The sequence below is a fragment of the Spirillospora sp. NPDC046719 genome (assembly GCF_040645715.1).
Taxonomy (GTDB): Bacteria; Actinomycetota; Actinomycetes; order Streptosporangiales; family Streptosporangiaceae; genus Spirillospora.
In genome coordinates, this window is sequence record NZ_JBEYYT010000328.1 from 1 (window position 1) to 11,043 (window position 11,043).

Consider the following 11,043-nt stretch of genomic DNA (forward strand, 5'->3'; position numbering starts at 1 on the left):
AGGTTACTGGAGTACATAGTTGTGATCTTCCGATGTCACGCCGCGGCCACGGCCAGCGAGGTCGCGGCGGCCCCGGCGGCGGCGAGTCCGGCCGTGCGGTGCACGGCCAGCGAGTACAGGGCGATGACCAGGGCGAACGGCCACGCCACGGCGGTTCCGCCGGTGCCGGCCGCCAGGAGCGCGGCCACCAGTGCGCCACCGAGGGCCCACACGGGCGCGATCCGGCGGACGGCGATCGAACCGGCGGCGACGCACGTGCTGAGCACGGCGGCCGAGGTCTTCGCGGTCTCGTCGGTGAAGCCCGGAGTCCCGAGGTCGAAGACCCGCGCGAGGGCCGACGACACGTCGGGCACCGCCCACACGAGCACCTGCACGGCGACGACGGCAGCCGCCAGGAGCAGGTCCCTGCGGGTCGCCGGCTCAGGCGCCCAGGCCATGGGCGTGTCCGAGCCGTCGCGCAGGTCCCTCCCGCAGGCGGACGATCACCGTCACCACATCGCGAGCAAGGGGAGGAGGACGGACGCGACGGCATGGTCGAGCTGGAGCGTGGCCGCGGTCAGCGAGCTGGTGACGAACCCGTTGCCCAGCAGCAGCAGCGGCCCGGTCACGGTGTTCTTGGCGGGCGGGGTGCCGAGCAGCGCTTCGACGCGCTGCACGACCCCGGAATCGGCGAACCCCGCCGCCGGACCCGCCGCCGGACGGTGGGCGAGCGCGACCCGGGCGATCGTGCGGGCGACCAGGGCGCGGTCGCCGACGGCCTCGGCGGCGTCCTCGTCCGCCCAGCGCTCGACGGCGAGCCGGAGCCGGGCCTCCAGCGGCCGCAGGAACGGCAGCAGCGTCGCGGCGACCGTCCCGGCCGCCAGGTAGCGGTGATGGCGATGGCGCAGGTGCGAGCCCTCGTGCTCGAACACCACCCGCAGCTCCTCGGACGTCAGGTCGCGCAGCAGGCCGCGGGAGACCAGCACCCCGCCGCGCCGCCCCGGGACGGCGACCGCGATCGGAAGCGGCGTCTCCAGCGGGCGCCGGGCGTCGTCGCCGGCGGCGCGCAGCTCGCGCGTCCACCGGGCGCCGGCCCGGACCACGGCGAGCAGCCCGGCGAGCGTCAGCGCGGTCACCGGGATCCCGACCGCGCCCGGCACGGGACGGTCGTCGCCGAACAGCGCCCACTCCGGCAGGTGCGCGGCGGCTCCGGGCGCCAGCGACGCCCCGTAGTTGACGGCGACGAAGACCCCGGTCCCGAGGGCGGCGACGGCGGCCATCGCGCCGGTCGTGGCCAGCAGCCGCGCCGTCCACACCGGGTGGACGGGTAACCGGGCGAGACCGAGGACCACGCTCAGCGTGGTCATCAGGCCGAGCGGCAGGAACGTGAGGACGTTCACCGCGGCTCGTCCAGGCCGCCGAGGATCTCGCGCAGTTTCCGCTCCTCGGCGGCGGTGAGCGTGCGGACGAACCGGCTCAGCACGCCGCCCGGGTCGCTGGCGTGCCGCAGGTGGTCGCGCATGCGCCCGGCGACCAGCTCCGACTCGTCCACCGCCAGCCGGTACCGGTAGTGGCGGCCCACGCGGACACGCGTGACGAGCTCCTTCTCGTACAGCCGGAACAGCACCGTGTTGACGGTCGTGTACGCCAGGTCGGCGTCCAGGTGCGGGAGCAGCTCGGCCGTCCCGGCCTCACCGCCCCGTCCCGCGAGCGCCGCCAGGACCTCCGCCTCCAACTGCCCGAGCGCCTTACGCGACACGTCACTCACCCCTCGGTTACTACAAGCGTACTAATAACCGAGATCACGGACCGGGGACCTGCCGTTACCGGCGGTCCGGGGACCTGCCGCTACGCGTGCGCGGCGATGGCGGGCAGCAGGTCGTGCAGCGTCCGGCCCTGGCCCGGTTCGCCGATGGCGTTCATCTTCCAGCCGCCGCCCTGCCGGTACAGGCGGGCCATCACCATCGCGGTGTGGCCGCCCCCGCCGCCCAGCGCATACCGGGCGAGCTCCTCCCCGGTCGTCTCGTCGACCAGGCGGCAGAAGGCGTTGTCGACCTCGTCGAAGGTCTGACCGGTGAACGAGCTGACGGTGAACACCAGGGAGGTCACCTGCTCCGGGACCCGGCCGAGGTCGACGACCACCGACTCGTCGTCGCCGTCGCCCGCCCCCGTCCGGTTGTCGCCGGTGTGCCGCACCGAGCCGTCATCGCTGGTGAGCTTGCCGAAATAGATGACGTCGGCGACGCCGTCGCCGGTCAGCAGGACGCACGAGGCGTCCAGGTCGATCTCCTGCTCGCGCTTGCCGAACAGCCCCTTCTTCTTGACCGCGTCCCATCCCAGGCCCATCCGGACCAGGGCCAGCGCGCCCCCGGACTTCTCCAGCGAGATCCGCTGCCCCTTGACCATCGACACCGCCACGGTCCGACGCCTCCGCTCCACGATCGCCACGTCGCGCGTCCCGGCCTCCCCGGAACGCGCTTGAAACTACACTTGTAGCAGATGCGCGGCGCCGTGGCACGGGCTCTCCGCCTCCGGCAGGGGCCGCGCCTCAGCGGACGAGCCGGAAGAACGCGCGGACGTCGTCGACCAGCAGGTCCGGCGCCTCCATGGCGGCGAAGTGGCCGCCCCGGTCGAACTCCGACCAATGGATCACGTTGTGCTCGCGTTCGGCGACGCGGCGGATCCCGGCATCGCCGGGGAACACCGCCACGCCGGTCGGGACGTCGGACTTCCCGACGGGCTGCCCCCAGTCGGTCGCGCCCTCCTTGTAGAGGCGGGCGGACGATCCGGCGGTGCCGGTGAGCCAGTAGAGGGTGATGTCGGTGAGCATCTGGTCGCGGTCCACGGCCTGGTCGGGGAGGTCGTGGGCGGGGTCGGTCCACTCCTTGAACTTCTCCACGATCCAGGCCATCTGCCCGGCGGGCGAGTCGTGCAGGCCGAAGGCCAGCGTCTGCGGGCGGGTGGACTGGATCATGGCGTAGCCCGAGCGGTCCTGGTCGGTGTAGGCGGCCAGCCGGGCCCGCTCCGCCTCGGTGAGGCCCTCCGTCTCGTCGGGCGCGAAGGTCGGGAAGCCGAGGGATCCGTTGACGTGCACGCCGACGACGTTCTCCGGGGCGACGCGGCCGAGTTCGGGGGAGACCAGCGAGCCGGTGTCGCCGCCCTGGGCGCCGTACCGGTCGTAGCCGAGGCGGCGCATCAGCTCGGCCCAGGCGCGGGCGACCCGCCGCAGGTTCCAGCCGGCCTCGCGGGTGGGGCCGGAGAACCCGAAGCCGGGGAGCGAGGGCGCCACCAGGTGGAAGGCGTCGGCCGGGTCGCCGCCGTGGGCGCGGGGGTCGGTGAGCGGGCCGATGACCGTCATGAACTCGGCGACCGACCCGGGCCAGCCGTGCGTGAGGACGAGCGGGAGCGCGTCCGGCTCGGGGGAGCGGACGTGCAGGAAGTGGATGTTCTGGCCGTCGATCTCGGTCGTGAACTGCGGGTGCTCGTTGAGCGCCGCCTCCTGCCTCCGCCAGTCGTAGCCGGTGCGCCAGTACTCGGCCAGCTCCCTGGCGTAGGCGGTCGGGACGCCGTACGACCAGCCGACGCCGGGCAGGTCGTCGGGCCAGCGGGTGCGGGCCAGGCGGTCGTGGAGGTCGTCCAGGTCGGCCTGCGGGATGTCGATGCGGAACGGGTCGATTTTCGCCATGCCCTGAACGCTAGGAACCACCTAGGACGGGATCGGTCCTAGGTTGCCGCAGGATGGGGGACATGGCGGAGACCTCGGCGCGACTCCTCAGGCTGCTGTCGCTTCTGCAGACCCACCGCGAGTGGTCCGGCGCGGAGCTGGCGGAGCGGCTCGGCGTCACGATGCGGACCGTCCGGCGGGACGTGGAGCGGCTGCGGGCACTGGGCTATCCGGTGCACGCCGTGCCGGGCGCGCCGGGCTACCGGCTGGGCGCCGGGTCCGACCTGCCGCCGCTGCTGCTCGACGATGACGAGGCGGTCGCGGTCGCGGTGGGGCTGCGGACGGCCGCCGGGGGCACGGTCGCCGGGATCGAGGAGACGTCCGTCCGGGCGCTCGCGAAGCTCGAACGGGTGCTGCCGTCACGGCTCCGGCACCGCGTGCACGCGCTCCAGTCGATGACGGTGCCCATGACGGGAGCGGCGGCACCGGTGGCCCCGGAGGTGCTGACCGCCATCGCCGCCGCCTGCCGCGACCATGAGGTGCTGCGGTTCGACTACCGGTCGCACGAGGGCCGGGAGAGCAGCCGTTCGGCCGAGCCCCATCGGCTCGTGCATTCGGGACGCCGGTGGTATCTCGTGGGCTGGGACGTCGGCAAGGAGGACTGGCGGACCTACCGGGTCGACCGGCTGCGCCTGCGGACACCGAACGGGCCGCGCTTCGTCCCCCGTGACCCGCCCGACGAGGACCTCGCCTCCTACCTGTCCCGGGCGATCTCCACCGCTCCCTACCGCTACCGGGCGCGCTTCACCATGCACGCCCCCGCGGAGGTCGTGACCGAGCACATGCCGCCGACGATGGGCACGGTGGAGCCCGTCGACGCGGACACCTGCACCTTGCTGTGCGGGGCGAACGACCTGGACGAGATCGTCGTGTGGGTCGCCCTGATGGACATCGGGTTCGAGGTGCACGAACCGCCGGAACTGGTCGAGCGGATCGCCGTCTTGGCCGACCGCCTCCGCGCCGCGTCCGACGCGACGGGGCGATGAGGCGCCCGCACGTCGCGGCGGACGGCCGGCCGGGCCGTGCGGCGACCGGGACGCCGCACGGCCGTGCCGCTCCGGTTCAGGACATGATGCAGAACGGGTGGCCTTCGGGGTCGGTCAGGACGGTCCACCCGCCCGCGCCCGGCTGGAACTCGGGCTTGGCCGCGCCCAGCGCCTCGAACCGCCGGACCGCCTCGTCGACGTCGTCGACCTTGAAGTCCAGGTGCGCGTGCTTGCCGTCGGCGGGCCAGCCGGGTCCCTTGTAGCCGTCGACGCGCTGGAAGGCCAGCTGAACGGGACCGTCGCCCAGGTAGGCGGTGTCGCCGTCGCTCTGGGTGATCTCCCAGCCGGTCAGGTGCCGGTAGAACTCGGCGAGCGCCTTGGGGTCGGCGCAGTCGAGGATGATCGTGGTGAGTTCCGTGCGGACGGTCATATCGGTGGCTCCTTGGTGTCGTCGCCTTGCCCGCCCAGCATCCGTCCCGGGGCGCCGCCGGGTCTTGAAGATCCTTGCGGGCCGTTCCGTCGTACCGGCGGCGTAGCGTCCGCGGTGTGCTGTCAGCCGTGACCCTCGCCGCCCGGCCGCAGTTCGCCGTGACCTCGGTGGACTGCCGCTCCGACCACGTCCGGTGGTCCGAGCCGGAGGCGCACCGGGACCACCGGATGGTGCTCGTCCGGCGGGGCCGGTTCCGCAGGTGGGCCGACGGCGCCGCCGCCGACCTGGACCCGACGGTCGGCTACCTGGCCGCGCCGGGCGCGGAGGAACGGTTCGCGCACCCGGCCGGCGGCGACGCCTGCACCTCGGTGAGCTTCACGCCGTGGCTCGGAGAAGAGCTCACGGACGGGCCGGCGGGGCGCGGGGCGACGGTCTACGTGGACGCGCGCGTCGATCTCGCCCACCGCCGCCTGCTCGCCGCCGCAGAGGGCCGCGACATCGACTACGCCCTGGTGGAGGAACTGCTCCGCCTCGTCGCGGCGGCCGTGGGACGGCCGGCCGAACGGCCGGGGCCCGCCGACCGGACGCTGGTCGCGGCGGCCCGGGAGGCGATCATCGCGGGGGCGCCGGAGGCGGCGGGGCTGTGCCCGCTCGCCCGGCTCCTGGACGTCTCGCCGTACCGGCTGAGCCGGGCGTTCTCGCGGGACATGGGGGTGTCGCTGACCCGCTACCGCAACCGGGTCCGGGTCGGCCGGGCCATGGACCGGCTGGCGCAGGGCGAATCCCGCCTCGCCGACCTGGCCGCCGACCTCGGGTTCGCCGACCAGGCGCACCTGGCCCGCACCGTCCGCGAGCACCTCGGCAGCACGCCGACCGCGCTGCGCCGGCTGCTCGCCGCCCGTCCCGCGGACGCGGGCCTCGGCCCGACCGGCGGGCCGGAATAAAACGCGCCCCTCCCCCGGTGTAATGGTGATTACCGCGATGACGGCCGGCCGGACCGCGGTCCACCGCAGGGGAGGGAACGGGAGCCGATGAGCCTTCGCCAGTACGAGTACGCCCTGGCCGTCGCCGAGGAGGGCTCGGTGACGGCGGCCGCGGAGCTGCTGCACGTCGCTCAGCCATCGGTGTCCCAGCAGATCCGCGGCCTGGAGCGGGAACTCGGCGTGAAACTGTTCGCCCGCACGCCGACCGGGCTGGTGCCCACCGTCGTCGGCCGCGCGTTCCTGCGGGAGGCGGAGGTCGCGGTGACCGCGGCGCGGCGGGCGAGGGCGACGGCGCAGGCCGGTGCCGGAGAGCTCGCCGGCGAGCTGGTGGTCGCGGCGCAGATGGGCTTCGGCACGCGGCAGCTGCCGGGCGCGCTGGGCGCGCTGCGCCGCCGCTTCCCCCGGCTGGAGGTCACCGTCTTCGAGGAGCCGAGCTCCGCCGAACTGGACCGGCTGTGCCGCCGGGGCGTGCTGGACCTCGCCCTGATGGCGGCGTGCGACCAGAGCCCCGACCACGCCCACCGCCTCGGCGGCGAGGAGTTCGTCGTGGTGCTGGGCGCCGGGCACCCCCGCCTCGCCGCCGACCGGGTCGAGCTGCGCGACCTGGAGGGGGAGCCGTGGGTGCGGTTCGACCGCGACAGCGCGCTCGACGCCGTGCTGCTGGACGTGCTGCGCCGCAACGACCTGTCCCCGGCCACGGCCGCCCGCGCGTCCCAGACGGCGACGGCCGTGCGCTGGGCCGCGCACGGGCTGGGAGTGACGCTCGTCCCCGCCTCCGCGGTCCCGCAGGGGCACGAGCACCTCGCGCGCCCGGTGTCCCCGGCCGTCACCCAGCCCGTCATCGCCGTCGTCCGGCAGGACGCGGGCCCGGCGGAGACGGCCCTGCTCGATCTCCTGCGGCAGGAGACGTGGTCGGTGTCCGCCTCCTTCTCGCCGGTGTCCTGACTCGCCGGTGTCCTGACGGGCCGGCCTCCGGCGTCACCCCCGTGGGAACTCGCCGCCGTCCACGAAGAGGTTGCTCCCGGTCAGCCAGCTCGCCCGGCCGGACACGAGGAACAGCACCGCCTGCGCGATGTCGTCGGGCTCGCCGTCGCGCCCGAGCGGGGTGGCGGCGGTGGCGCCCGGCCCGACGTCCAGGCGCGCCCACTGCTCCCGCGTCACCTCGCCGCCGGGGGTCGCGACCCTGCCGGGACTCACGGTGTTGACCCGGATCCCGAACGGGGCCAGCTCCAGGGCCAGCCCCCGGCTGTAGTTCTCCAGCGCCGCCTTCGCCGCCGTGTAGTGCAGGAACGGCCCCATCGGGGTGAGGACGGCGGCCGAGGAGACGTGCACGATCGCCCCCGAACGCCGTTCCCGCATCCCCGGGACCAGCAGCGCGTCCAGCCGCACCGACGCGAGGTAATTCAGCTCCAGCGCCTCCCGCCACTCCTCGTCGGGAATGGCGGCGGCGTCCTTGAACGGCTGCGCCCCGCCGGCGTTGTGGACCAGGACGTCCACCCCGCCGAGCCTTTCTCGCGCGGCCTCGGCGACCGCCTCCGCTCCGGCCTTCGTCCGCACGTCGGCCGCCACGAAGGCGGCCCCGTCCGGCACCGTGGCCGTCGCCGACCTCGCGGTCGTGAGCACCTCGGCGCCCGCGTCCAGGAACCGGCGCACGACGGCCGCGCCGATCCCGCGGGAGCCGCCCGTGACCAGGGCTCGCTTTCCCGCGAGTTCCCGCGTTCCCGCTTCGTTCTCCATCATGGTCATGCCAATGGTCCTCTCGATAGCGTTTCGCCCGCTCGACGGAAGAAGAAGCGACGTGCACGGGTCCACGAATTGTCGAAGAAATCACGGTGAGCACCTCGCCCCGTCGAGCCGTTTCACGGTACGGCCGGAAAAGGACGAGAGGCAAAGACGAAAAGACAGTGGAGGCTATAGGAGATTCCTATGGCGTCCCGGTCGCGCCGTCAGGCGACCCGGGCGGCTCGCGCGGCGCCCGGTGGCCGGCGGGATCGTCTGGAGTGCTCGGGTGTGCCGGGCGCTCGCGGTCGCGGGCCTGGGGGCGCGGGTGCCTGATTTTAGCTGACTTCGAACTTGTGTTCGATATCTGCCGCATGGTTCTGGGTACGATCTCCTTGCGGAGAGTGGTGGTGGACGGACGCAGTGTCAACGGGCGGGAGAGGGAAGGTGATCGGGATGAGGAAGCATCACCGTCGCTGGAACTGGCGGCAGGTCGCGGCCTTCGCCGCCCTCGGGCGCTTCGCGCTCGAGGCCGTGCGCATCGCCTGGGAATGGCTGAACGACGACGGCCCCGGCCCGTCCCTCTGACGGGGACGGCCGTGATCGTCACTCCGGGCAAGCGGTTCGTCACCGCGCTGTGACGCCGAGGGGGCCGTGAGGGCAGTGTTCCCCGGCGAGGGAACGGGGACGACGGGAGCGTGGCGACCTCCTTTCAGCGAGACAAGGTCCGGCTGGTCTTCGACGCCATGGACGGCGACGGGGACGGCGCCCTCCGGCAGGCCGACTTCGACGACCTCGCCCGCCGGTGGGCGGCGGTCCGGTCCGCGGGCGACGAGGAGCGGCTCCTCGCGGTCATGCGCGGCTGGTGGGACACCCTGGCCGCGCACTCCCGGACGGCCGGCGCGGTCACGATCGACGACGTCCTGACCGTCGTCGACCTGCTCGACGGAATGCCGGGCGCGGTCACCGCGACCGCCGACGCGATGTTCGAGGCGGTGGACGAGGACGGCGACGGCCGCGTCTCCCCGGCCGAGTACCGGCGGATGATCGAGGCGTGGAGCGGCGGCCGCGCCGACGCCGGCGACGCCTTCGCGCTGCTGGACTCGGACGGCGACGGCGCGATCTCCCGGGCGGAGTTCGCCGCCCACTGGTACGAGTTCTGGGCCGGGGACGACCCCGCCGCCCCGGGCAGCCGGATCTTCGGACGCGTCCCCGGCTGACCGCGCCTCCCCCGTCCCGGCGCCTCCCGCGTCACCGTGCCTCCCGCGCCCCGGCGCCTGCCGCGTCACCGTGTCTTCCGCGTCCCGGTGCCGTCGAGATCGGCGTTCGCCAATCACCGGTCAAGGTATGGAAGGCGTGGTTTGCGCCGCCACGCGAATGGCGAACCATCGGTAGGAGCCGCGGTGCCGCGCTCCGCCAGGTGAATCGACCGATTGGTTCGAATATGTCGACGGGCCTCAATACCGGTGATTCCGCCTGGCTCATGGTGAGCACGGCGATGGTACTGCTGATGACCCCCGGGCTCGCCTATTTCTACGGCGGCATGGTCCGCTCGAAGAACATGCTGACGATGCTGTACATGAGCTTCATCAGCATCAGCCTCGTCACGGTCCTGTGGTTCCTGTACGGGTACGGGCTGACGTTCGGCAAGGACGCGGGCGGCGCCGGGCTCATCGGCTGGGGCGACTGGCGGCTCGGCCACATCGCGCCGACGGCGCTGCAGGGCCGGATCCCGGAGCAGATCTACGCCTGCTTCCAGCTGACCTTCGCCATCATCACCGTCGCGCTCATCAGCGGCTCGATCGCGGGCCGCGCCCGGTTCGGCCCGTGGATGCTGTTCGTCGTGGTGTGGGTGACGCTCGTCTACATCCCCGTCGCCCACTGGGTGTTCGCCGGGTCCGGCTGGCTGAACAGGTGGGGCGTGATGGACTTCGCCGGAGGGCTCGTCGTCGAGCTCGACTCCGGCATCTCCGGGCTGGCGATGGCGCTCGTGCTCGGGCCGGGCGTCGCCTTCCGGCGCCGGGAGGGCCCGCGGCCGGGCAACCTCCCGTTCGTGCTGCTCGGGCTCGGCCTGCTGTGGTTCGGCTGGTTCGGCTTCAACGCGGGCTCCGCGCTCGCCGACGGCGCGCTCGCGACCCGGGCGTTCGTCAGCACGATGATCGCGGGCTCCGCCGGGATGCTGACCTGGCGGCTGGTGGAATGGCTCCGGTTCCGGCGGCTCACCAGGCTCGGCTCCACCAGCGGCGCGCTCGCCGGGCTGGTCGCCATCACCCCGTCGTGCGCCTTCGTCAGCGTCGAGGGCGCGTTCCTCATCGGCGTCGTCGCGGCCGTCGTGTGCACCTACGCGGTGGAGCTGAAGCTGGTCGCCGGGTACGACGACACCCTGGACGTCACCGGGATCCACGGCGCCGGCGGGGCCGTCGGGGTGCTGTCCCTCGGCTTCCTGGCCACCGGCTGGGACCGCGGCGCGGCGGGCCTGTTCTACGGGGGATCCGCCTCGGTGCTGGGCAAGCAGGCCGTCGCCGTGGCCGCCGTCGGCTGCTACGCCTTCCTCGTCACCTTCGCCATCGGCAAGGTCATCGACCGGCTGTTCCGGATGCGCACGACCGAGGCCGAGCAGGCCGCGGGGATGGACGCGGCCTTCGCCGACGGCTGAGACTGGCGGGCGTGCGACTCGAACTGATCACCATCGTCGTCGACGACTACGACCGGGCCATTTCCTACTTCACCGGGGCGCTGGGGTTCGACCTGGTCGAGGACTCGCCCTCGCGGACCAATGACGGCCGTCCGAAGCGGTGGGTGGTCGTCCGGCCGCCGGGGGCCGAGACCGGTGTGCTGCTCGCCCGCGCGGACGGCCCGCGCCAGGCCGGCGCCGTCGGGGACCAGGTCGCCGGGCGCGTGGGCTTCTTCCTGCGCGTCGACGACTTCGACGCCGCGTACGCGCGGATGGCGGGCGCGGGCGTCGAGTTCGTCACCGCGCCCCGCGACGAGCCGTACGGGCGGGTCGCGGTGTTCCTCGACATCGCCGGGAACCGCTGGGACCTGCTCGGCCCGCCGGACGGCTGACGAAGCCGACAGGGGGCGAAGCCGACAGGTGACGAGGCGGACAGGGGCGAGGCCCCCCGCGGAGGGCGCGAGGGGCCGCGGAGGCCGGCCGGGGGCGGGCGGGGCGGGGGGGTGCGGGGGGGGCCGGGGGAGCATCGGCGGGCCGACGGAGAGCGG

General features: G+C 73.7%; 14 protein-coding genes. 7 read left to right on the forward strand and 7 right to left on the reverse strand.

Annotation, left to right across the window (positions count from 1 at the left end):
• Positions 1 to 35: 35 nt before the first annotated feature.
• The 5 genes from ABZ914_RS37300 to ABZ914_RS37320 all read right to left on the reverse strand — a co-directional run bounded on the left by ABZ914_RS37300 (position 36) and on the right by ABZ914_RS37320 (position 3,664).
• Entirely contained in the window at positions 36 to 437 is a 402-nt protein-coding gene (locus tag ABZ914_RS37300) for a hypothetical protein (protein WP_500199077.1), read from the reverse strand.
• A 51-nt stretch (positions 438 to 488) separates the two neighbouring features.
• Positions 489 to 1,379 (reverse strand): M56 family metallopeptidase, encoded by an 891-nt coding sequence (locus ABZ914_RS37305; RefSeq protein ID WP_500199079.1) that lies wholly within the window; start codon positions 1,377 to 1,379, stop codon positions 489 to 491.
• On the reverse strand, positions 1,376 to 1,747 hold the full coding sequence (locus tag ABZ914_RS37310) for a BlaI/MecI/CopY family transcriptional regulator (RefSeq protein ID WP_433145377.1): 372 nt from the start codon (positions 1,745 to 1,747) through the stop codon (positions 1,376 to 1,378). The genes ABZ914_RS37305 and ABZ914_RS37310 overlap by 4 nt, the downstream gene beginning before the upstream one ends.
• Positions 1,748 to 1,827: 80 nt before the next feature.
• Positions 1,828 to 2,427, reverse strand: coding sequence for a TerD family protein (locus ABZ914_RS37315; RefSeq protein ID WP_500199080.1), 600 nt, complete (start codon positions 2,425 to 2,427; stop codon positions 1,828 to 1,830).
• 100 nt (positions 2,428 to 2,527) lie between these two features.
• Positions 2,528 to 3,664 carry an epoxide hydrolase family protein gene (locus ABZ914_RS37320; RefSeq protein ID WP_500199082.1) on the reverse strand — a complete coding sequence of 379 codons (1,137 nt, stop codon included), beginning with the start codon at positions 3,662 to 3,664 and terminating at the stop codon, positions 2,528 to 2,530.
• 62 nt (positions 3,665 to 3,726) lie between these two features.
• Between ABZ914_RS37320 and ABZ914_RS37325 the strand changes: the two genes are divergently transcribed.
• Positions 3,727 to 4,689, forward strand: coding sequence for a helix-turn-helix transcriptional regulator (locus ABZ914_RS37325; RefSeq protein ID WP_500199083.1), 963 nt, complete (start codon positions 3,727 to 3,729; stop codon positions 4,687 to 4,689).
• Between the two features lie 76 nt (positions 4,690 to 4,765).
• On the opposite strand, the gene ABZ914_RS37330 is transcribed toward ABZ914_RS37325, so the two are convergent.
• Positions 4,766 to 5,119, reverse strand: coding sequence for a VOC family protein (locus ABZ914_RS37330; RefSeq protein WP_500199085.1), 354 nt, complete (start codon positions 5,117 to 5,119; stop codon positions 4,766 to 4,768).
• A gap of 116 nt (positions 5,120 to 5,235) precedes the next feature.
• On the opposite strand from ABZ914_RS37330, the gene ABZ914_RS37335 reads away from it, so the two are divergent.
• Positions 5,236 to 6,063: a helix-turn-helix domain-containing protein gene (locus ABZ914_RS37335; RefSeq protein WP_500199087.1), complete on the forward strand. Its 828-nt coding sequence runs from the start codon at positions 5,236 to 5,238 to the stop codon at positions 6,061 to 6,063.
• An 87-nt stretch (positions 6,064 to 6,150) separates the two neighbouring features.
• Positions 6,151 to 7,047 (forward strand): LysR family transcriptional regulator, encoded by an 897-nt coding sequence (locus tag ABZ914_RS37340; RefSeq protein ID WP_500199088.1) that lies wholly within the window; start codon positions 6,151 to 6,153, stop codon positions 7,045 to 7,047.
• A gap of 33 nt (positions 7,048 to 7,080) precedes the next feature.
• Here ABZ914_RS37340 and ABZ914_RS37345 read toward each other — a convergent pair whose 3' ends face one another.
• Positions 7,081 to 7,848, reverse strand: a complete 768-nt coding sequence (locus tag ABZ914_RS37345) for an oxidoreductase (protein WP_500199089.1) — start codon at positions 7,846 to 7,848, stop codon at positions 7,081 to 7,083.
• Positions 7,849 to 8,277: 429 nt separating this feature from the next.
• Between ABZ914_RS37345 and ABZ914_RS37350 the strand changes: the two genes are divergently transcribed.
• The 4 genes from ABZ914_RS37350 to ABZ914_RS37365 all read left to right on the forward strand — a co-directional run bounded on the left by ABZ914_RS37350 (position 8,278) and on the right by ABZ914_RS37365 (position 10,887).
• Positions 8,278 to 8,409, forward strand: coding sequence for a hypothetical protein (locus ABZ914_RS37350; protein ID WP_433238745.1), 132 nt, complete (start codon positions 8,278 to 8,280; stop codon positions 8,407 to 8,409).
• A 110-nt stretch (positions 8,410 to 8,519) separates the two neighbouring features.
• Positions 8,520 to 9,041, forward strand: coding sequence for an EF-hand domain-containing protein (locus tag ABZ914_RS37355; RefSeq protein ID WP_500199091.1), 522 nt, complete (start codon positions 8,520 to 8,522; stop codon positions 9,039 to 9,041).
• A gap of 224 nt (positions 9,042 to 9,265) precedes the next feature.
• Entirely contained in the window at positions 9,266 to 10,477 is a 1,212-nt protein-coding gene (locus ABZ914_RS37360) for an ammonium transporter (RefSeq protein WP_500199092.1), read from the forward strand.
• An 11-nt stretch (positions 10,478 to 10,488) separates the two neighbouring features.
• The gene (locus ABZ914_RS37365; RefSeq protein ID WP_500199094.1) at positions 10,489 to 10,887 is read left to right on the forward strand and encodes a VOC family protein; all 399 of its coding nucleotides are present in this window, start codon (positions 10,489 to 10,491) and stop codon (positions 10,885 to 10,887) included.
• The last annotated feature ends 156 nt before the right edge of the window (positions 10,888 to 11,043 follow it).

Excerpts from the sequence above, each read along its gene's own strand:
- ABZ914_RS37300 (WP_500199077.1), bottom strand. The coding sequence starts at position 437 with ATGGCCTGGGCGCCTGAGCCGGCGACCCGCAGGGACCTGCTCCTGGCG.
- ABZ914_RS37320 (WP_500199082.1), bottom strand. The coding sequence starts at position 3,664 with ATGGCGAAAATCGACCCGTTCCGCATCGACATCCCGCAGGCCGACCTG.
- ABZ914_RS37325 (WP_500199083.1), top strand. The coding sequence starts at position 3,727 with ATGGCGGAGACCTCGGCGCGACTCCTCAGGCTGCTGTCGCTTCTGCAG.
- ABZ914_RS37330 (WP_500199085.1), bottom strand. The coding sequence starts at position 5,119 with ATGACCGTCCGCACGGAACTCACCACGATCATCCTCGACTGCGCCGAC.
- ABZ914_RS37340 (WP_500199088.1), top strand. The coding sequence starts at position 6,151 with ATGAGCCTTCGCCAGTACGAGTACGCCCTGGCCGTCGCCGAGGAGGGC.
- ABZ914_RS37345 (WP_500199089.1), bottom strand. The coding sequence starts at position 7,848 with ATGACCATGATGGAGAACGAAGCGGGAACGCGGGAACTCGCGGGAAAG.
- ABZ914_RS37350 (WP_433238745.1), top strand. The coding sequence starts at position 8,278 with ATGAGGAAGCATCACCGTCGCTGGAACTGGCGGCAGGTCGCGGCCTTC.
- ABZ914_RS37360 (WP_500199092.1), top strand. The coding sequence starts at position 9,266 with ATGTCGACGGGCCTCAATACCGGTGATTCCGCCTGGCTCATGGTGAGC.